Source organism: Amycolatopsis lexingtonensis, assembly GCF_014873755.1.
GTDB lineage: Bacteria > Actinomycetota > Actinomycetes > Mycobacteriales > Pseudonocardiaceae > Amycolatopsis > Amycolatopsis lexingtonensis.
Genome location: NZ_JADBEG010000001.1, coordinates 8,820,508 through 8,840,962 on the forward strand (window position 1 = coordinate 8,820,508; position 20,455 = coordinate 8,840,962).

Annotated in this window: 14 protein-coding genes and 1 pseudogene; 6 read left to right on the plus strand and 9 right to left on the minus strand. The window is 70.7% G+C overall.

Annotation, left to right across the window (positions count from 1 at the left end; genetic code table 11):
* Nucleotides 1-5: 5 nt before the first annotated feature.
* Nucleotides 6-872 carry an ABC transporter substrate-binding protein gene (locus H4696_RS41185; RefSeq protein WP_192783121.1) on the plus strand — a complete coding sequence of 289 codons (867 nt, stop codon included), beginning with the start codon at nt 6-8 and terminating at the stop codon, nt 870-872.
* Here H4696_RS41185 and H4696_RS51580 read toward each other — a convergent pair.
* The 4 genes and pseudogenes from H4696_RS51580 to H4696_RS41205 all read right to left on the minus strand — a co-directional run.
* Nucleotides 871-2,368, minus strand: a pseudogene (locus tag H4696_RS51580) (GTP-binding protein); the annotation flags it as partial. The gene H4696_RS41185 and the pseudogene H4696_RS51580 sit on opposite strands and share 2 nt — an antisense overlap.
* Before the next feature lie 127 nt (nt 2,369-2,495).
* On the minus strand, nt 2,496-3,113 hold the full coding sequence (locus H4696_RS41195) for a LysE family translocator (RefSeq protein ID WP_086862731.1): 618 nt from the start codon (nt 3,111-3,113) through the stop codon (nt 2,496-2,498).
* A gap of 321 nt (nt 3,114-3,434) precedes the next feature.
* A complete protein-coding gene (locus tag H4696_RS41200; protein WP_086862732.1) occupies nt 3,435-4,394 on the minus strand; it encodes an LLM class flavin-dependent oxidoreductase in 960 nt (319 codons plus the stop codon).
* A gap of 14 nt (nt 4,395-4,408) precedes the next feature.
* A complete protein-coding gene (locus tag H4696_RS41205; RefSeq protein ID WP_086862733.1) occupies nt 4,409-4,927 on the minus strand; it encodes a GNAT family N-acetyltransferase in 519 nt (172 codons plus the stop codon).
* 231 nt (nt 4,928-5,158) lie between these two features.
* Between H4696_RS41205 and H4696_RS41210 the strand changes: the two genes are divergently transcribed.
* On the plus strand, nt 5,159-6,700 hold the full coding sequence (locus H4696_RS41210) for a S8 family peptidase (protein ID WP_192782806.1): 1,542 nt from the start codon (nt 5,159-5,161) through the stop codon (nt 6,698-6,700).
* Nucleotides 6,701-6,771: 71 nt separating this feature from the next.
* Nucleotides 6,772-7,476 (plus strand): hypothetical protein, encoded by a 705-nt coding sequence (locus H4696_RS41215; RefSeq protein ID WP_086856906.1) that lies wholly within the window; start codon nt 6,772-6,774, stop codon nt 7,474-7,476.
* Nucleotides 7,477-7,530: 54 nt separating this feature from the next.
* Here H4696_RS41215 and H4696_RS41220 read toward each other — a convergent pair whose 3' ends face one another.
* Complete coding sequence (locus tag H4696_RS41220; protein WP_192782807.1) at nt 7,531-11,232, minus strand: multifunctional oxoglutarate decarboxylase/oxoglutarate dehydrogenase thiamine pyrophosphate-binding subunit/dihydrolipoyllysine-residue succinyltransferase subunit; 3,702 nt, start codon at nt 11,230-11,232, stop codon at nt 7,531-7,533.
* 258 nt (nt 11,233-11,490) lie between these two features.
* On the opposite strand from H4696_RS41220, the gene H4696_RS41225 reads away from it, so the two are divergent.
* A complete protein-coding gene (locus tag H4696_RS41225; RefSeq protein WP_086856909.1) occupies nt 11,491-11,763 on the plus strand; it encodes a hypothetical protein in 273 nt (90 codons plus the stop codon).
* Here the strand turns inward: H4696_RS41225 and H4696_RS41230 are convergent.
* The 4 genes from H4696_RS41230 to H4696_RS41245 form a co-directional block, all read right to left on the minus strand.
* Nucleotides 11,760-12,299: a DUF4291 family protein gene (locus tag H4696_RS41230; protein ID WP_086856910.1), complete on the minus strand. Its 540-nt coding sequence runs from the start codon at nt 12,297-12,299 to the stop codon at nt 11,760-11,762. The two genes, H4696_RS41225 and H4696_RS41230, sit on opposite strands and share 4 nt — an antisense overlap.
* Nucleotides 12,300-12,349: 50 nt before the next feature.
* Entirely contained in the window at nt 12,350-16,099 is a 3,750-nt protein-coding gene (locus H4696_RS41235) for an ABC transporter transmembrane domain-containing protein (protein ID WP_086856911.1), read from the minus strand.
* Nucleotides 16,100-16,196: 97 nt separating this feature from the next.
* Nucleotides 16,197-17,078 (minus strand): ABC transporter permease subunit, encoded by an 882-nt coding sequence (locus H4696_RS41240; protein WP_086856912.1) that lies wholly within the window; start codon nt 17,076-17,078, stop codon nt 16,197-16,199.
* Nucleotides 17,078-18,112, minus strand: a complete 1,035-nt coding sequence (locus H4696_RS41245) for an ABC transporter ATP-binding protein (RefSeq protein ID WP_086856913.1) — start codon at nt 18,110-18,112, stop codon at nt 17,078-17,080. Before H4696_RS41245 ends, H4696_RS41240 begins: the two co-directional genes overlap by 1 nt.
* A gap of 308 nt (nt 18,113-18,420) precedes the next feature.
* On the opposite strand from H4696_RS41245, the gene H4696_RS41250 reads away from it, so the two are divergent.
* Both H4696_RS41250 and H4696_RS41255 read left to right on the plus strand, forming a co-directional pair.
* On the plus strand, nt 18,421-19,086 hold the full coding sequence (locus H4696_RS41250; protein ID WP_086856914.1) for a response regulator transcription factor: 666 nt from the start codon (nt 18,421-18,423) through the stop codon (nt 19,084-19,086).
* Nucleotides 19,079-20,431: a sensor histidine kinase gene (locus H4696_RS41255; RefSeq protein ID WP_086856915.1), complete on the plus strand. Its 1,353-nt coding sequence runs from the start codon at nt 19,079-19,081 to the stop codon at nt 20,429-20,431. The genes H4696_RS41250 and H4696_RS41255 overlap by 8 nt, the downstream gene beginning before the upstream one ends.
* Nucleotides 20,432-20,455: the final 24 nt, after the last annotated feature.

A 20,455-nucleotide genomic window follows, 5' to 3' on the forward strand; every position in this document is an offset into this window, starting at 1 on the left:
TGGCGATGGCCGTCCTGCTCTTGGCCGCGGGCTGCGGCAACCCGCTCGCCGGCGGCGGCGAAGGCGGTGCGACCGGCGACATCATCATCGGCGCGTCCGACGTCGGCGAAAGCCTGCTGCTGGCCCAGATCTACGCCGGGGCGCTGAAGAACGCGGGCGCGTCGAACGTGACCGTGCGGCCGCCGGTCGGCAGCCGCGAGGTCGTCGTCAAGGCGCTGCAGGACAAATCGCTGTCCGTGGTCCCGGACTACAGCGGGAACCTGTTGCGGTACTTCGACAAGAACACGCAGGCGACCACCCCGCAGGACGTCTACGCGCAGCTCCGCCAGAAGGTCCCGGCGGGTTTCGAGGTGCTGGACCAGGCGCCGGCCGAGGACAAGGACCTGCTCGTCGTCGGCCCGCAGCTCGCGTCCACCGGCGTGAAGACGTTCTCGGACCTGGGGCCGCGCTGCCGCGACCTCGTCTTCGGCGGGCCGGGCCAGTGGAGCAGCCGCTGGAAGGACAAGATCAAGTCGCTGTACGGCTGCGAGTTCAAGGAGATCCGCACGACCGACACCGGCGGCCCGGTGACAGTGGCGGCCCTGAAGTCCGGCGACGTCCAGGTGGCGGACCTGTTCAGCACGTCGTCGACGATCGCCGCGAACGGCTTCGTGCCGCTGACCGACGACAAGAACATGTTCCCGGCGCAGAACATCGTCCCGCTGGTGGCCCGCGGGACGTTGGCGCCGGGCGAGGTCGCCGCGTTGAACCGCGTTTCGGCGGCGCTGACCACCGAGCAGCTCACGCGGCTCAACGTCGAGTTCACCGAGGAGAAGCGCAACCCGCTCGACATCGCGGAAGACTTCCTCGCCCGCAACAACCTCAAGTCCTAGGCTCGTAGCGGTCGAACGCCGTTTCGAGCACGCCCTCTCCCCGGGTGAGCCCGGGCAGCCGGCGGCGCAGCTCGTGCACCGCGGCGGCCGGGAGATCGCCCTCGACACGGGCTTCCGCACCGTCCGAAGTGGTCTGGAGCGGGGTGCCGCGCAGGCGCGCCACGGCTTGCGTGACGGCGCTGATCGCGTCGGCGGGGACGTCGAGCCGGAACCGGTGCACCGGCTCGCACTCGACGGTCCCGGCCCGGTTCAGTGCCTCCCGGAGCACGATCGGCGTGAGGTCGCGGAAGTCGCCGGCGGTGCTCGACATGCTCCTGTCGAACGTGCCGTGGGAATGGCTTTGCCGCGCGTAGTAGCCGGAGCGCGTCATGGTGACGGCGCAGGCCGGGATCGACCAGCGGGCCAAGGTCGCCCGCACGGTCTCCTCGACGGCGCGGAAGAACGCGGCGGGCATCGACCCGGGCTCCACTTCGAGCCCGAAGGTCACGCCGTCCTCGGCCGGTGCGACGCGGAGGCCGACGGTGGCGAGGAACTCGTTCGGTGCTTCGCCGATGAGCCGTGCGGATTCGCCGGTGCCGGTGAGCCGCCGGACGTGGATCGTGGTCGTCTCGCCGAACTCGGCTTCGATGCCGTACTCGTCGGCGAGGGTCGCCTGGATGACCTCGTTCTGGACCTCGCCGTACAGGGAAAGGAAAAGCTCGGACCCGTCGACGCGCAGGCCGATGAACGGGCCGCCCGGTGGACGTCCGCGCCGCCCCGATCGCGTCGCCGACCCGGGCGTCGAGCCCGGTGACCTTCGCGATCCGGCCGGCGGTGACCCGGTCGCGCCGGACGGCTTCGCCGCGCTCGAAGACGTGGATCGCGGTGACCTTGCCGGCCGGGAGCCGCTGCCGGACGTGCACGACGTTGCGGCGATCCACTTTGAACACGGTGCCGGACAACGGGCCGCCGGAGTCCTCTTCGGACTTCGGGAGCAGTTCGACGAGGCCGCGCCGGAGCTCGTCGATGCCGTCGCCGGTGAGCGCCGACCCCTCGAAGACCGGCGCCGGCGGTAGTTTCGCGGCGATTTCCCGCCGCACGCGACCGGGATCGGCGCCGCGGCGATCGGTCTTGTTGACGAAGTGCAGCACCGGGATGCCGAGCCGGTGCAGTGCGCGGGCAAGCAGCCGGGTCTGCGCCTGGACCCCTTCGACGGCGGAAACGACGAGCACGGCGCCGTCGAGGACTTCCAGGACCCGTTCGACCTCGGCGATGAAGTCCGGGTGGCCGGGGGTGTCGATGAGGTTGACGGTGGTTTCGCCGATTTCGAAGGAGACCACGGCGGATTTGATGGTGATGCCCCGCGCGCGTTCGAGCGCGAGGGTGTCGGTCCGCGTGGTGCCGTCGTCGACGCGGCCCAGCCGCTCGATCACCCCGGCGGCGAGCAGCAGCCGTTCGGTGAGGCTGGTTTTACCGGCGTCGACGTGCGCGAGAATTCCCAAGTTGAGTGCGGGCAATGAGCTTCATGTCCTCGGTGCGGGCGAATTCGGCCAACGGGAAGAACACGGAAGCTCCGCGCATGATCAGCTCCTGGGGGTCGGTTCGGGCCAGTGCAGCAGAACCGCGCCGGGCGCGGCAACCGATTTAGCGGTCGACGGCCAGCCGCACCCCGAGGCCGATGAAGATGCCCCCGGTGGCGACCTCGATGCGCCGCTGCGCTTTCCGCCGTCGCCGCAACCACCCGCCGATGCGGCCGGCGAGCACCCCGACGGCGCCGTCCACGAGGAACTCGAAGACGATCAGGATCGCGCCGAGGATCGCGAACTGCAGCCAGAGGTTGCCGCGGGCGGGGTCGATGAACTGCGGCAGGAAGGCGATGGTGAAGGTGACCATCTTGGGGTTGAGCAGGTTGGTGAGCAGGCCGCTCAGGTAGGCCCGGTTCACGGTGCCCGCGGGATCGGTGGGGATGGTGCCGCGGTGGCGGATGGCCTGCACCCCGAGGTAGACGAGGTAAGCCGCACCGGTCACGCGAACGACGGCGAAGGCCACGGGCACGGCGGCGAACAAGGCGGCGAGCCCGGCCGCGGCGACGGCGACGTGGATCGCCTCACTGGTGGCGACCCCGGCGGTGGCGAGCAGCCCGGCTTTCGGCCCGCCGCGCATGCCGCAGCCGAGGATGAAGAGCATGTCCGGGCCGGGCGTCACCATGGCGACGATCGTGGTGGCGAGGAAGGCCAGGAGGAGGTGCGGATCGACCGGCATGGGCCGATCCTGACACGCTCCGCGCGGGCGCCGAACTCCTTTTCCGCTCGGCCGCGGTCTTGCGGCGTCGGTGATGTCTTGAATGAGTCATTCAGGTCTTCGGAGGTCTTGAATGACTCATTCAAGACCTTTGCCAAGCCGCTCGTCCCGGCCGCGACGCTTCGCGGAGGCCGGGCCAGCCGGACCGGAAGCCCGGGCGGCCCCCGCCCTCCCTGGGGGGCGTGCCCTTGGCCAGTCTATCGGGGCCGCCCGACGAAAAGCCGGGAACAGCGGCGATCGCGCTCGCTTGTCCACAACCCGGCCGGGCTGTGGACAACGCGCTCAGCCGCGCAGGGCCGTCGCCACCCGGCCCGCGTCCTCGATGCCCCGCTCCGGCGGTTCCTCCGGTAGGGGCAGCAGCACCACGGACCCGCTCCCGGCCTCGTGCAGCGCGCGCACCGAAGCCACGCACTCGTCCAGCGCACCGCAGATGGCCAGCTTGCCCAGCCACTCCGGGCGCAGGCCCGCCGCCAGCTCGTCCACTGTGGACGCCGCATCGACCAGCGCCAGCAGCTCCGCGGCGAACGGCAAGCCCTCCACCTGGACCCGCGCGCCCGGCGTCAACGACTCCGCCACCGTCCGGCGGGCCCGGTCGCGGTCGCCCAGTGCCAGCCAGTTGTACGTCACCAGTGCGTGCGGGCCGGCAGCCGCGATGTCCGCCAACGCCGTGCGGACGAACTCCGGTGGGGACGGCTCGGCGAGGATCGTGCCGTCCGCCGCGGCGCCCGCGAGCGCCAGGGACTTCGGGCGGCGGACCCCGGCCAGCAGTGGAGGCACGGAAGAAGGCGGGAACACCAGCTCGACCTCGTCCAGGGAGACGTGCCGCCCGGTCATCGAGACCCGCTCGCCCGCGAGCAGCCGGCGGACCGCCACCAGCGTTTCCTCCAGGGCCGCCAGCTGCGAAGCCGGGAACGCGCCGATCTGGCGCATCCACGACGCGACCCCGTGGCCGAACCCGCCGATCAGGCGGCCCGGGTGCAGCTCGGCCAGCGCCGCGAGCTCCATCGCCGCGATCGCCGGGTTGCGCGCGACCGCCGGGAGCACGCCGATGCCCACCTTGATCGTCGACGTCGCCGCCAACGCGGTCGCGACCGTGGCGATGCCGGCCGCCCAGAAGCAGTCCTCGACGAGCCAGACTTCGTCGAGGCCGGCGGCTTCGGCCTGCCGGGCCAGCTCGACCAGCTTGGCCGGCGGCTGCTCGCGGTTGATCCGGACCCCTACGGACGTGGTCGGTGCGTACATCGGGCGACTCCTGTTCAGATCCGCGAGAAAGCCGGCGCGTACTCGAACGCGCCGGCCTGAGTGGACTTGTACCCCGTCAGCGTCCGGGCCTGGAAGTACTTGCCCCAGGCCGGATCCGGGGCGGTGATCGAGAGCGTCGACGCGGCGACGAAGCCGAACCGCGCGTAGTAGTCCGGGTTGCCGAGCAGGACGACCAGGCCGTGCCCGAGCGCGTCCGCCGCGCCGAGGACGGTGTGCATGAGCGCCGAGCCCACGCGGCGGGCCTGGTGCGCGGGCAGCACGCCGAGCGGGCCGAGGCCGACCGCGGCCGTCGTGTCGTCGCCGATCCGGGCGCGGCTGCAGCACACGTGCCCGACGACCTCGCCGTCGTGGAGTGCCACCAGGGACAGCGCGTCGATCAAGTCGCCTTCGGCTCTCAGGTCGTCGACGAGCGGCGCCTCGATCGGCGTCACGCCCGCCTCGCGCCGGAACGCTTCGCTGTGGACGCGGTGGATGGCGGCCTGGTCGGCCGGGGTCTCGCGGCGGATCAGCATGGCCGTCACCTTGCCGCGAACCGGGGCCGAGCGGAAATCGTTTTCGCGGGCAGACTTTGGTAGGGGACCGTTCGAGTGGTGTTGAACTGCCCAAACCGGACGATCTACCGATCTGGGTGGAGGGCGACCTACAGTTCGTCCACGTTCCGAGTGAACGCGCTTCACGTCTCACCCCTGGCGACCCGGTGGCCGTGCGCCGCCCGGTCGACCCTGCCCAGAAAGGGACGAACCATGCGCCTGGTGACCAAGATCGGGGTCGTCGCCGCCGTTTCGGCGTTGACCGCGTTGAGCGGCAACGCCGTCGCGACGGCGAGCGAAGGAACGATCGTCGGGGCCGGCGGCGCCGACGCCGTCAAGGACAGCTACATCGTCGTGTTCAAGGACGGCACGGCGGCCGAGAGCAAGGCGAAGGAAGTCACGAGCCGCCACGGCGGCACGGTCGCGAGGACGTTCTCCGCGGCCCTGCGCGGCTTCACCGGCACGATGTCCGAGACCCAGGCGAAGCGCATCGCCGCCGACCCCGCGGTGTCCACTGTGGAACAGAACAAGGTCGTGCGGGCGAGCGCCGACCAGCTGAACCCGCCGTCGTGGGGGCTGGACCGGGTCGACCAGCGGAACCTGCCGCTCGACCAGAAGTACAGCTACGGCACGACGGCGTCGAACGTGCACGCGTACGTGATCGACACCGGCATCAACCTCACGCACAGCACCTTCGGCGGCCGCGCGACGTCGGGCTACGACTTCGTCGACAACGACAGCGACGCCACCGACTGCCAGGGCCACGGCACGCACGTCGCCGGCACGATCGGCGGCTCGCAGTACGGCCTGGCCAAGGAGGTCAAGCTGGTCGCCGTGCGCGTGCTCAACTGCAGCGGCTCCGGCACGACCGCCGGCGTCATCTCCGGCGTCGACTGGGTGACGGCGAACGCGGTCAAGCCGGCCGTCGCGAACATGAGCCTCGGCGGCGGCGCCTCGAGCACGCTCGACGCCGCGGTGCAGCGCTCGATCTCCGCGGGCATCACCTACGGCCTCGCGGCGGGCAACGACAACGGCGCCAACGCGTGCAACGGCTCCCCGGGCCGCGTCGCGGCGGGCATCACCGTCGGCGCGACGACGTCGACGGACGCCCGCGCGAGCTACTCCAACATCGGCTCCTGCCTCGACATCTTCGCGCCGGGCAGCGGCATCACGTCGTCGTGGATCGGCAGCAGCACCGCCACCAACACGATCAGCGGCACGTCGATGGCGACCCCGCACGTCGTCGGCGCGGCGGCGCTGTACCTGGCCACGAACACCGGTGCGACGCCGCAGCAGGTCCGCGACGCCCTCGTCGCGAACGGCACCACCGGCAAGGTGACCAACGCCGGCACCGGTTCGCCGAACGTCCTGCTCTACACCGGCACCGGTACGACCCCGCCGCCGCCGACCTGCGGCACCGTCACCAACGGCACCGATGTCGCCATCCCCGACAACGGCGCCGCCGTGACCAGCACCGTGAGCGTGTCGGGCTGCAACCGCAACGCGTCCGCGACGACGGCCGTGGAGGTCCACATCGTCCACACCTACGTCGGCGACCTGGTGATCGACCTGGTCGCGCCGGACGGGTCGGCGTACCGGCTGAAGAACTCCAGCAGTGACTCCTCGGACAACATCAACACGACCTACAGCGCGAACGTCTCGGGTGAAGCCGCGAACGGCACCTGGTCCCTGCGGGTCCAGGACGTCGCCGCGATCGACACCGGGCGCATCGACACCTGGTCGCTGACCGTCTGAGTGGTTGCCCTCCTGGGTGGTTTGCCCTGAAACGCCCGCCCCGGTCGCACGAATGGCCTAGTGTCCGGTTCGTGCAGCAAGGACCCCAGTACCCGTACCCGCAGCAGCCCTACCCCCAGCAGCAGTACCCCGGCTACCCGCCGCCGAAGTCCGGCGGGAAGACGGCGCTGGTGGTCGTGCTGGTCGTGGCCGGCGTACTCGTCCTGGCCGGGGCGGGCGTCGGCGCGTTCTTCCTCCTCACCGCGGACGACAAGCGATCCGCGGCCGTGCCGCCCACGACGTCCGCGAGCGGAGAGCCGGACAAGTACACGTCGTTGCCGCTCTGCAGCGAGGTCGGCAGCCGGATGAACAACCTGCCGCCCCTGTCGAGCGACGCCCCCGCGGAGCCGGCCACCACCTCCGACGACAAGATCCAGCTGTCCCAGCTGAGCTGCTCGTGGTCGAAGCCGGGTTCGTCGTCCGGCACGGTGTCGATGATGCTGGCGAAGTCGAACCAGCCGGGCTCGGGCAACGGCCCCGGGTACGCGAAGGCCGGCTACGACATCGAGGTGGAGCGCGGCGCGAAGCCGATCACCGAGACGATCGGGAAGGCGACGAAGGCCGCCGACGTCGACTACGACAGCAGCGGCACCATGCAGTGCGGCGTGCGGTTTTACCAGGGCAACGTCGACGCGACCGTGATCGTGACGGCCGCGGACACCTCGGACAAGAACATCGAGCGCTGCCGCCGCAACGCCCACAGCCTGGCGAAGGCCGCTTCCGAGTCGCTCAGCTGAACGGCGAAGGCCCCCGCACTTCCGGTGCGGGGGCCTTCGCCGTGGCTCAAGCGATCAGTCGAACGCCTTCGAGATCAGCGCCTTCTGCTCGACCTCGTGCACCTTCGACGAACCCGCCGACGGGGCCGCCATCGGGCGGCGCGAGACGACCTGCAGGCCCGAGAGCAGCTCCGGGAACTTCCGGGGCAGGTTCAGGCCGAAGAACGGCCACGCGCCCTGGTTTTCCGGCTCTTCCTGGACCCACGCGACCTGCTGCGCGTTCGAGTACCGCTCCAGCGCCGCCACCAGCTTCTTCTTCGGCAGCGGGTAGTACTGCTCGATCCGCACGATCGCGACGTCGTGCGCCTCGCGCTTCGCCCGCTCCGCGACCAGTTCCCAGTACAGCTTCCCGGAGGTCAGCAGCACCTTGCGGATCTGCGCCGGGTCCGGCGTCGTGTCGTCGATGACCGACATGAACCGGCTCTCGCCGGTGAAGTCGTCGACCGAAGACGTCGCGGCCTTGTTGCGCAGCATCGACTTCGGCGTGAAGACGACCAGCGGGCGCTGGATGCCGTCGAGGGCGTGCCGGCGCAGCAGGTGGAAGTAGTTCGCCGGGGTCGAGGGCACCGCCACCGTCATCGAGCCCTCCGCGCACAGCGAGAGGAAGCGCTCGATGCGGCCGGAGGTGTGGTCCGGGCCCTGGCCCTCGTGGCCGTGCGGCAGCAGCAGCACGACGTCCGAGCGCTGGCCCCACTTGGCCTCGCCCGAGGAGATGTACTCGTCGATGACGGTCTGCGCGCCGTTGACGAAGTCACCGAACTGCGCTTCCCACATCACGAGCGACTCGGGGTTGGCGACCGAGTAGCCGTACTCGAAGCCGACCGCCGCGTACTCCGACAGCGCCGAGTCGTAGATCATCACGCGGCCCTGGCCGTCGGCCAGGTTCTGCAGCGGCGCGTACTCCTGGCCGGTCTTGCGGTCGATGAACACCGAGTGCCGCTGGGTGAACGTGCCGCGGCGGGAGTCCTGACCGGACAGCCGCACCAGGCGGCCCTCCATCGCCAGCGACCCGAACGCGAGCAGCTCGCCGAACGCCCAGTCGATGTCGCCCTCGCGGGACATCTTGTGGCGGCGCTCCATGACCGGCTTGACGCGCGGGTGCGGCGTGAAGCCCTCCGGCACGTTCACGAACGCGTCGCCGATGTGCTCCAGCGTCTTCGTGGTGATGGCCGTCGCGACCTTGGCCGGCACCTGCTGCTCCTCCTCGACCGAGGGGCTCGCCTTCGCCGGGTGCTTCTCCAGCTCCCGGACCTCGTTGAAGACGTGCTCCAGCTGGCTCGAGAAGTCGCGCAGCGCGGCCTCGGCCTCCTCGACGGAGATGTCACCGCGGCCGATCAGCGACTCGGTGTAGGTCTTCCGCACCGAGCGCTTGGTGTCGATGATGTCGTACATCGCCGGCTGCGTCATCGAGGGGTCGTCGCCCTCGTTGTGGCCGCGGCGGCGGTAGCAGATCAGGTCGATGACGACGTCCTTGTGGAACGCCTGCCGGTACTCGACGGCCAGCTTGGCCACCCAGTGCGCGGCCTCGGGGTCGTCGCCGTTCACGTGGAAGATCGGCGAGCCGATCATCTTCGCGACGTCGGTGGCGTACTGCGACGAGCGCGAGTGCTCCGGCGCGGTGGTGAAGCCGACCTGGTTGTTGACGATCACGTGCACGGTGCCGCCGGTGCGGTACCCGCGCAGCAGCGACAGGTTCAGCGTCTCGGCGACGACGCCCTGGCCCGCGAAGGCCGCGTCGCCGTGCATCAGGACCGGCAGCACGGTGTAGCCCTCGCCGCCCTTGTCCAGGAGGTCCTGCTTCGCGCGGACGATGCCCTCGAGCACCGGGTCCACGGTCTCCAGGTGCGACGGGTTCGCGGTCAGGGAGACCTTCGTCTCGCCGTCGCCGAACATGCGGAAGTACTTGCCCTCGGCGCCGAGGTGGTACTTCACGTCACCGGAACCGTGCGCCTGGCCCGGGTCGAGGTTGCCCTCGAACTCCTGGAAGATCTGGCTGATCGGCTTGCCGACGATGTTGGCCAGGACGTTCAGCCGGCCGCGGTGCGGCATGCCGATGACGACCTCGTCGAGCTCGTGCTCGGCGGCCTTGTCCAGCAGCGTGTCGAGCAGCGGGATCGCCGTCTCGCCGCCCTCCAGCGAGAAGCGCTTCTGGCCGACGTACTTGGTCTGCAGGAACGTCTCGAACGCCTCGGCGGCGTTCAGCTTCGAGAGCACGTACTTCTGGACCGCGGGGTCCGGCTTCTCGTGCGGGATCTCGACGCGCTCCTGGATCCAGCGGCGCTCCTCGGGGTCGAGGATGTGCGTGTACTCGATGCCGACCGTGCGGCAGTACGAGTTGCGCAGCACGCCCAGGATGTCGCGCAGCTTCATCCGCTCCTGGCCGGCGAAGCCGCCGACCGGGAACTCGCGGTCGAGGTCCCAGAGCGTCAGGCCGTGGGACAGGACGTCCAGGTCGGCGTGGCTGCGCTGGCGGTAGTTCAGCGGGTCGGTGTCGGCCATCAGGTGGCCGCGCATCCGGAACGCGTCGATCAGCTCGATCACGCGGGCGGTCTTGTCGACCGGGCCGTCCGGGATGTCGGCGACCCAGCGGATCGGCTCGTACGGCAGGCGCAGGCTGGTGAAGACGTCGTCGTAGAAGCCGTCTTCGCCGAGCAGCAGCTGGTGGATGCGCTTGAGGAACTCGCCGGACTCCGCGCCCTGGATGATGCGGTGGTCGTAGGTCGAGGTCAGCGTCATGATCTTGCTGATGCCGAGGTCGACCAGCGTCTTCTCGCTGGTGCCCTCGAACGCCGCCGGGTACTGCATGGCGCCGACGCCGATGATGGCGCCCTGGCCGGCCTGCAGGCGCGGCACCGAGTGGTTGGTGCCGATGCCGCCGGGGTTGGTCAGCGAGATCGTGGTGCCCGCGAAGTCGTCCGCGGTGAGCTTGTTGTTGCGCGCCTTCTTGACGATGTCCTCGTAGGCCTGCCAGAACTGCAGGAACGTCATGTCCTCGACGCTCTTGACCGAGGCCACGACGAGGTTGCGGGACCCGTCCTTGCCCTTCATGTCGATGGCGAGCCCGAAGTTGACGTGCTCCGGCGTGACCGCGAACGGCTTGCCGTCGATCTGCTGGTAGTGCCGGTTGAGGTTCGGGAAGTCCTTCAGCGCCCGCACCATGGCGTAGCCGATGAGGTGCGTGAAGGAGATCTTGCCGCCGCGCGTGCGCTTGAGGTGGTTGTTGATGACGATGCGGTTGTCCGCCATCAGCTTGGCCGGGACCGCGCGCACGCTGGTCGCGGTCGGGACGCTCAGCGAGGCGTCCATGTTCTTCGCGATGGCGGCCGCGGCACCGCGCAGCTGCTTCGACTCCGGCTCTTCCTTCTTCGCGTCGGCCTTCGGCTCGGCCTTCGCGGCGGCGGCGGGCTTGGGAGCCGCCTTCGGCGCCGGCTTCGCGGGGGCCGCCTTCGCGGGGGCGGCCTGCTTGGCCGCCGACTCCGCGTTCTGCACGGCCTTGGCCGAGGGCTGCGCGGCCTGGCCGTTGGTCGACGGCTTGGCTTCGGCCTGCTGCCGGGCGTTGTCCGCCTTGGCCTGCGCGTTCTGCGTCGGCTTGAAGTCCGCGAAGAAGTCGTGCCATGCGGCATCGACTGAAGAAGGGTCGGCGAGGAACTGGTCGTACATCTCTTCGACCAGCCACTCGTTGGGGCCGAACTGTGACGCAGGGCTGCTGCTGGACACGGCTGGGGCTCGCCTCTATCCGTCTCGATCTCGATCTTGAATCCGCTGATGCGCCTACCAGGCTAACCCCCTCGGTGACCGCGATGTGATGGAACCGGCCTGTGTGAGGCGTGGCGCACTAGGGGATCGGTCACTGACTCGATCAAGATGTGCTAAGGGAACCTTAAGCGCTGGACCCGGTACAGGGTTCGCGGCGTCTTGTCGCCCGGTTCGCCCGGCTGCCGCCGGACGTTCACCGCCACGGGTTCCACTGGAGGGATGTGGCTGGTCGAATGTCCTTCGTTCTGGGACCAGGGCCTGGTGCGGCCGCTGGTCACCGAGTCCGGGACGGTCGTGCTCCGGTGCGATTCGTGCCAGGCGGTCTGGCCCACGCTGGCCGACTTCGAGGAGATGGAGTGGGTCGAGCCCGACGAGCCGGACTGGCTGGTCGGAGCCGGGGTCCACGTCCGCCCGGGGACGGTCCGGTGGGCCTCCCGGCCGGACGTCGAGGCGGCCGGGCTGGGCTCGCTGAAGTGGCGGGCGCTGCCCTAAGCGGACGCGCCTATCGCCTTCGCGAGGTCTCCGGGGAGTTCGTACGGCGGCTCGTGGGGGACGAGGCGGACCGCCTTGTGGAGCTGGTCGGTCGCCAGCAGGCCGGAGATGTCGCGGATCACCGGTGTGATGTCGGTGATGGCGGTGACCCACTCGTCGGTGTAGCGGGCGAGGGCTTCGCCGGTCAGGCCCAGGCGGAGCGCTTCGAAATTCAGTGCGGTGTGGTCGAGGTCTCGCTCGGCTTCCCACTGGATGAGCACCGGGCCCGGGTGGGCGAGGGCCCACTCGAAGCCGTCGCGGGTGAGGTCGACCGCCAGGACGCGCTCGTGGCCGGGTTTGCTTCCGTTGCCGCTGTCGTAGGCCGCCCAGCGGAACGAGGGGTCGAGCCAGATCGTGCTGTGGTCCGGTTCGGTGAAGGTCTGTTTCTCGAGCGCGGCGTCGGCGACGGCGGGTGAGCACGCCTGGTAGACGCGGACGGTCGTCTCGGTCTGTGCTGCTCGGACCTGCCGGTCGGGGACGCGCTTCTCTTCGAACATGCCTGCCATGCTCCCAGCGCCTCGAGCGTCCGGCCACGCACTTTCGGTGTTCAGCCCAGGGCCCACAGCCTCGCGTAGTGGCCCTTCGCCGCCAGGAGCTCTTCGTGGGTTCCCGTCTCGACGATGCGGCCGTGGTCCAGCACCACGATGCGGTCCGCGCGGGCCGCGGTTGCCAGGCGGTGGGCCACCACGAACGTCGTGCGGCGGCGGGCCACCGTCTCCGTCGCGCGCAGGACCGCTGCCTCCGTCGAGGGGTCCAGGGCCGCCGTTGCCTCGTCCAGCAGCAGGACGTCCGGGTCCACCAGCTCCGCCCGGGCCAGTGCCACCAGCTGGCGCTGGCCCGCCGACAGCGAGCGGCCGCGTTCGCCCACCGGCTGCAGGAACCCCGCCGGCAGCGCCGCGACGCCGTCGAACGCGCCCACCGCGCGGACGGCCGCCTCGACCTCCGCGTCCGAGGCCGTCGGGCGGCCGTAGCGGACGTTGTCGGCCACCGTGCCCGAGAACAGGTGGGCCTCCTGCGGGACCACGCCCATCCGGCGGCGCAGGCTGGGCAGGTCGTACTCGCGGACGTCCGTGCCGTCGATCCGGACCTCGCCGCCGGTGACGTCGTAGTAGCGCGCGACCAGCTTCACGACCGTCGACTTCCCGGCGCCGGTCGCGCCGACCAGCGCGATCGTCTCACCGGCGCCGACGTCCAGCGAGAACTGCTCCAGCGCCTTCGCCTCGACGCCGGTGTAGGAGAAGTCGACGTCCTTGAACGCCACCTCGCCGCGCAGCCGGTCCGGGACCGCGACGGAACGCTCGGCCGCCGCGACCGACGTCGGCGTGCGCAGCAGGTCGCCGATGCGGCCGAGGCCCACCCGGGCCTGCTGGTAGCCGTCGAACACCGACGACAGCTGCTGGATCGGGGAGAAGAACTGCTGCAGGTACAGCAGGAACGCCAGCAGCACGCCGGCCGACAGCGTGCCCGCCGCGACGCGGTTCGCGCCCACCACCAGCACCGTCGTGGTCGCCAGGTCGGACAGCAGCGCCACCAGCGGGAAGTACGTCGCGACGTACTGCTGGGCCCGCAGCCGCGAGCGCCGGTACGAGTCGCTCAGCGAGGCGAACGCCTCCGCGGAACGGTCTTCGCGCGAGTACGCCTGCGTGACGCGCAGCCCGCTGACGTTCTCCTGCATGTCCGCGTTGACGACGCTGACCCGCTCGCGTGCCTCGTTGTACGCCTTCGACGCCGCCCGCCGGAAGATCACCGTGGCCACCGCCAGCACCGGCATCATGGCCAGCGCGAACAGCGCCAGCCCGGCGTCGGTGACCAGCAGCGCGACCGCGATCCCGGCCAGGGTCAGCGCGCTGACCACCGCCGTGGCGAGGCCGGTCTGCAGGAACGTCGAGAGCGCGTCGACGTCCGTGGTCATCCGGGTCATGATCTTCCCGGACAGCTCCCGCTCGTAGTAGTCGAGCCCGAGCCGCTGCAGGTGCGCGTAGCTGCGGACGCGCAGCGAGTACAGCACCGTCTCGCCGACCCGCGAGGTCAGCCGGGTCTGCGCGAACACGACCAGCCAGTCGGCCGCGATCACCAGCGCGCCGATGCCCGCCGCCAGCCAGACGAGCCATTCGACGCCCGTGCGGACGCCGTGGTCGACCCCGAACTGGTACAGCGCCGGCAGCGCGATCGACGCCAGCGCGTCCGCCGCCACCAGCCCGATCACCACCGCCAGCGGCCAGCGGACCGGCCGCAGCAGCCGGGCCAGCCGGAAGCCGGGGTCGGGGGCCGTGACGTCCACATCGGACAGCCGCGGCTCGTCGACGGCCGGGGGGAGCCGCCGGACGCCCTCGATCAGTTCCGGGGTCGGCGGCATGTCGAGGCCGGCGCCGCCGCGGCCGACGAAGCCGCTGCTGTTCGGGTCGCCGCTGCGCAGGCGCGCCGCGTCGGCCAGCTCGTCGACTTCGTCGCGGTCTTCGTCGCGCGGCCACAGCGCCGGCGTGACCCCCTCCGGGTCGCGATCCAGGCCCTCGCACCGGTGCTTCTCCTCGACGCCGTCGCCCGGGCCCGCGATCAGCTCGCGGAACAGCGGGCAGCGCGCCATCAGCTCGGCTTCGGTGCCGACGTCGACGACGTGGCCGTCGTCCAGCACCGCGATCCGGTCGGCCAGCGCGAGTGTCGAGCGGCGGTGCGCGATCAGCAGCGTCGTCCGGCTCGCTGTGACCGCGCGCAAGGTGTCGTAGATCGCGGCTTCCGTCACGGTGTCGATCGCGGAGGTGGCGTCGTCGAGGATCAGGATCCGCGGGTCGGTGATCAGTGCCCTGGCCAGCCCGAGCCGCTGCCGCTGGCCGCCCGAGAGCGTCAGCCCGCGTTCGCCGACCAGCGTTTCGTAGCCCTCCGGCAGCGCGCGGATGAACTCGTCCGCCTCCGCCGCGCGCGCGGCGGCGAAGACCTCCTCGTCGCTCGCGTCCGGCCTGCCGTACGCGATGTTGTCCCGGATCGACGTGGAGAACAGGAACGCCTCTTCGAACACCACGCCGATCGCCTGGCGCAGCTGCCGCATGGGCACATCCCGGACGTCGAGGCCGCCGACGCGCACCGCGCCCGCGTGCACGTCGTAGAACCGCGGCAGCAGCAGCGAGATCGTGGACTTCCCCGAGCCCGCGGTGCCGACCAGCGCGAGGGTCTCGCCCGGGTGCGCGGTGACCGAAAGCCCGTTCAGCACCGGATCGCTGCGCGTGTACCCGAAGCGCACGGCGTCGAGCTCCACGCCCAGCGGGCCATCCGGCAGCGGTCGCGCGTCCGGCGCGTCGACGACCTCCGGTTGCGCGTCGATCAGCTCGTACACGCGCTCGGCGCCGGCCCGGGTCAGCTGGGCCTGCACGACCAGGCTGGACAGCATCCGCGCCGGCCCGACCAGCGTCGCGAGGTAGGTCGCGAAGGCGAGGAACGTGCCGAGGGTGATGGCACCGTTCATGGCGAGGACGCCGCCGATGCCGAGCACCGCGACCTGGCCGGCGGCGGGCAGGGACGCGGTCGTCGCCGTCGGTACCGCCGACAGCCTCGCCGCGCGAAGCCGCTCCGCGAACAACTTGCGCGCGGTCGCTTGCAGCCGCCCGACTTCCCGCGCCTCCTGGCCGAAACCCTTGACCACGCGGACGCCGGTGACGGTCTCCTCGACCTGCTGCGCGACGTCGCCCGCGCGCTGCTGCGCCGACCACGTCGCCGGGAAGAGCCGTTTGCGGCCGCGCGCCACGATGATGCCGACCGCGGGCGTGACGACCAGCGCGATCAGCGTCAGCACCGGGGACAGCCACAGCATCGCCGCGAACGAAAGCAGTGCGAAGAGCACCGAACCGAAGGACACCGGGATCTGCATCAGGATCCCGGTGACCAGCTGCAGGTCGGAGATCGCGCGCGAGACGATCTGGCCGGTCCGCATCGCGTCCTGCTTGCCGCCGTCCAGCCGCGAAACCGCGTTGAAGACCCGCTGCCGCAGGTCGTGCTGGACGCCGAGGGCGAGCTTCCCGCCGACGTACCGGCGCACGAACGCGGTGCCGAACGCCACCAGCTGCAACGAAATCAGGAAGACCGCGACCGCGGGCAGCCCGCCGGTCCGCCCCGCCACCGCGTCGTCCACCGCCGTGCGCACCAGCAGCGGGCTCACGGCCTGCACGCCGACGCTGAAGACGGCGGCGGTCAGCGAGAGCACGACGAGCGCGCGGTGCTCCCACACCGCGGCGGACAGCCGGCGGACCCAGCCGACGGTCTCGGCTGGTGGGAGCTCTTGACGGGAGCGGGGCGGAGCGGTGGTCACGTCAGGACAGTAAGCGCCGCCACCGACAATTTATTTCCGCGAACGCCGTGAAGGCCACCCCGAGCAACTCGGGATGGCCTTCACGAACGAGTGAAAATCAGGTGATGTCGCGCTTCTGGTTGCCCAGCCAGCCGAGGCCGAAGAACAGCATCGTCCAGGCGAAGAAGATCAGCGCCGACGCCCACCACGAGATCACGCCCGGCGCGCCCGCCGCGAGCTGCAGGCCCAGCTGCGACCAGTGGTCGACCCCGCCCGGCAGGTTGAGCGTGTTGATCCCGAACGCGTCCGCCGCGATGCCGCCCACGATCCCGTTGGCCGTGCCGTTCGGCAGGATCCCGCCCAGGATGTCGACCGGGCCCCAGAGCGCGATGACCAGCACGTTCTCCACGATCAGGAACCACACCAGGAACAGCACCACGGCGAGCGGCACGCTGCGCAGCACCGCGCCGAACCCGATGCCGAACAACGTCACCAGCACCGAGGCCAGGATCGTCCCGCCGAGCGCGGCCAGCCACTGGCCCGCGCTGGGCCACCGGCCGGAGTCGACCGAAGCCATCACCGCGACCGCCGAGACGCCGAAGCTCACCAGGCCGTAGATCGCGCCCCACGCCACGTAGGTGAGCATCTTCGCGGTCAGCGCCGCGATCCGGTTCGGCGCGGTCAGGAACGTCGTCGTGATCGTCTTGCTGCGGTACTCGCCCGCCAGCGCGAAAACCCCGAACAAGCCGGGGATGAGCTGCGCGATGTTCACGCCGTGCGCGAACGCCAGCAGCCCGACCGGCAGCTTGCTCGCGTCCAGGCCGACCGCGCCCGCGACCTCACGGGCGTCGCTCGAGCCGATGAAGTCCGCGAAGTCGTTGGTGATCTTGCCCCAGACGAACGTCAGCCAGAACGCCACCAGCGCCAGCGGGATCAGCAGCACCCACCAGGTGTTCAGCGACAGCGTCTTGCGGAACTCCGCTTTGATCAGGTTGCCCATCACTGCTGCGGTCCTCCCCAGTACTGCTGCTGTTGCTGCTGCGGGCCCGAAGGCGGGTACTGCTGCGGCGGGTAACCCGGCGGCGGGCCCTGGTACTGCGGCTGCGGCGGGTAACCCGGCGCACCGGCGTACTGGCCCTGCGTCAGCTGGAAGAACATCCGCTCCAGGTCGGCGTGGTCCTCCTGCATCCCGTAGACCGCGATCCCGGCCTTCGCCGCGATGTCACCGATCTGCTGGACACTCGACCCGGCGACCGCGACCCGGCCGTCCGGCGTCGGCGAAACCCCGGTGATGCCGTTCTCCTGCAACGCCTTCACGAGCGCCGACGGATCCGCCGGCTGCACCAGCACCCGCGACTGCTGGCTCTTGCGCAGCTGCTCCAGCGGGCCGAAGTAGCGCGTGACGCCCTGGCTGATGATCACGACCTGGTCGATCAGCTGCTCGACCTCGTTCAGCAGGTGACTCGACACCAGCACGGTCCGCCGCTGCTCCCGCGCGTAGGACCGCAGGAAGTTCCGCAGCCACAGGATGCCCTCGGGGTCGAGCCCGTTCGTCGGCTCGTCCAGCACCAGCACCTGCGGGTCACCGAGCAGCGCGGTGGCGAGCGCCAGCCGCTGCCGCATGCCGAGCGAGAACCCGCCCGCCTTCCGGTCTGCGGCGCTGCCCAGGCCCACCAGGCCGAGCACCTCGTCCGCGCGCCGGTCCGGCACGCCGATCGCCGCCGCGTAGACGCGGAGGTGGTTGCGGGCCGTCCGGCCCGGGTGGAAACCTTCGTTTTCCAGAACCGAGCCGACCACCCGCGCCGGATTCCCCAGCTGCGAGTGCGGCCGCCCGTTGATCGTCGCCGTCCCGGACGTGGGCGTCACCAACCCGAGCAGCATGCGCAACGTCGTCGTCTTCCCGGCGCCGTTCGGGCCGAGGAAGCCCGTCACCGACCCGGGTTCGACCGTGAAGCTGAGGTTCTGCACCGCGTTCACCGCGCCGAACTGCTTGCTCAGGTTCTGCACCACAATCCGGCCACTGCCGTCGTGCATACCGTCCCCTAACGTTCCCCGCTGATGCGGCGTCATCCTGCCCTACCGGTGGCGGTCGCGCGCACGGAACTCCCGAACCCGGCCGGAGCGACCTTCGTCACGTTCCGCAACCGATGAGTGTCGTGACCTGAGGGTTTCCGGGACAGGACAGATCAACTTGGTAAAGAATTCGTTCGACTTGGCGACCCGGTGCAGCGAAGTCGTGCAAAGACCTCTAAGCTGGGTATCGGCGACCCGCTCCCAGTGACCCCCAGGCTGGTTGAGCGGGTCGCCCCTTTGTGCCCCGGTCGCTGTGGCATCGTTGCGCGATGCGGATCTTGCTCGTCGAGGATGAGCGGCGGCTCGCCGAGGCGCTGCGGGCCGGGTTGGGCGCCGAGGGGTATGCCGTCGATGTCGCGCACAACGGGCGGGACGCGCTTTGGCTGGCTGGGGAACATCCTTACTCGGCGATCGTCCTCGACATCATGCTGCCCGGGCTGAACGGGTACCGCGTCTGCCGGCGGTTGCGGGAGCAGGGGAACAGCACGCCGATCCTCATGCTCACCGCCAAGGACGGCGAAGACGACGAGATCGAGGCGCTCGATACCGGGGCCGATGATTTTCTGCCCAAGCCCTTCTCCTACGGCGTTTTGCTCTCGCGGCTGCGGGCGCTCATCCGGCGGGGTGGTGCCACCCGGCCGGGGGTGCTCAGGCTTGGGGAACTCGAGCTGGATCAGGCCGGGCGGACCTGCCGGCTTCGTGGGGCCGACATCGCGCTCACCAGCAAGGAGTTCGCCTTGCTCGCCTACCTCATGCAGCGGCCGGGGCAGGTTGTCACCAAGGCCGAGCTGCTCGACAATCTCTGGGACTTCGCCGCTTCCGCTACCGCCAACCTCGTCGAGGTGCACGTCAGCGCGTTGCGGCGCAAGCTCGGCGCCGAAACCATCCGGACGGTCCGCGGGGCCGGGTACCACGTGGTGAGCGCGAGTGCCTAAGTTCTTCCGCTCGACCCGCTTTCGCGTCGCGGTCACGGCCTTCGTCGCCTCGGCCGTGGCGCTCGGGGCGGTTGCCGTGTGGTTCGTGCTCCAGGCGGAAAGCCGCCTCCGGGACACCGCCGCGCAGCTCGCCGATGCTCACGCCGTCGCGATCGTGCAGCTGCTCAACACCGGTGCCGCGCCCGGTGACCTGACGCTGCTCGTGCGGGATTCGATCTACGAGGTCGTCGACCGCACGGGCGCTTCCGTCGCGTCCTGTCCCGTGCTGCGCGGGGCCGGCCTTACAGTGTACGACAGCGACATCACCTTGCGGCCGTACGAGTTCGACCGCGCCGACCGGCGGTCGGTGGGGTGCGCTCCCGAACTGCGCGGGCTCGACGACGACCTGGTCCTGCACGTCGTCCACGCCACCAGCGGCGACAGCAAGTACCAGGTCTACGCCGGTGCGCAGGTCGATCCCGAAGGCCAGGCGGCCGTCGACTCCGTCCGGACCGTCCTCACGTTCGGTGTCCCCGCGGTCGCGCTGCTCATCGGCGTCATCGCGTGGCTCGCTGTCCGCCGGGCGCTGCGGCCGGTCGAGGCCATCCGCGGCGAGGTCGCCGAGATCGGCGCGCACGACCTGGGCCGCCGGGTGCCGTCCCCGCGCAGCGGTGACGAGATCGCGCGGCTGGCCGGGACGATGAACGGCATGCTCGCCCGGCTCGACGAGGCCGTCACCCGGCAGAGCCGCTTCACCTCCGACGCGTCGCACGAGCTGCGCACGCCGCTCGCGTCGCTGCGGACCCAGCTCGAGGTCCTGCTCGCGCACCCGGACCGGCTCGACTGGCGGCACGCCTGCGAGAACGCGCTGCTCGACGTCACCCGGCTGCAGGACCTCGTCGCCGACCTCGTGCTGCTCGGCAAGCTCGACCACGCCGGCCCCGACCGGCTCGAACCCGTGGCACTGTCCGAAGTGGTCGAAGCCGTCGCGGCCGGGCACGCCGAGATCGAGGTCACCGGGGCGCCCGTGGTCAGCGGGCAGCGGTCGCGGCTGGAACGGCTGGTCCGCAACCTCGTCGACAACGCGCGGCGGCACGCCGTGTCCCGGGTCGTCGTCGAGGTGTCCGCTGTGGACGGATGGGTGGTGCTGTCGGTCACCGACGACGGCCCCGGCGTCCCCGAAGCGGACCGCCGGCGCGTGTTCGACCGATTCGTCCGCCTCGACGACGCCCGGGCCCGCGACGACGGTGGGTCGGGCCTGGGCCTGGCGATCGTCGCGGACATCGCGCGCGCCCACGGCGGCACGGCGGAGGTCGAGGCGGGGAGCCGGTTCGTCGTCCGCCTCCCGGAGCTGAAGAGGTCTTAAGCCAGCTTCAGGTCCCGTTCAGCG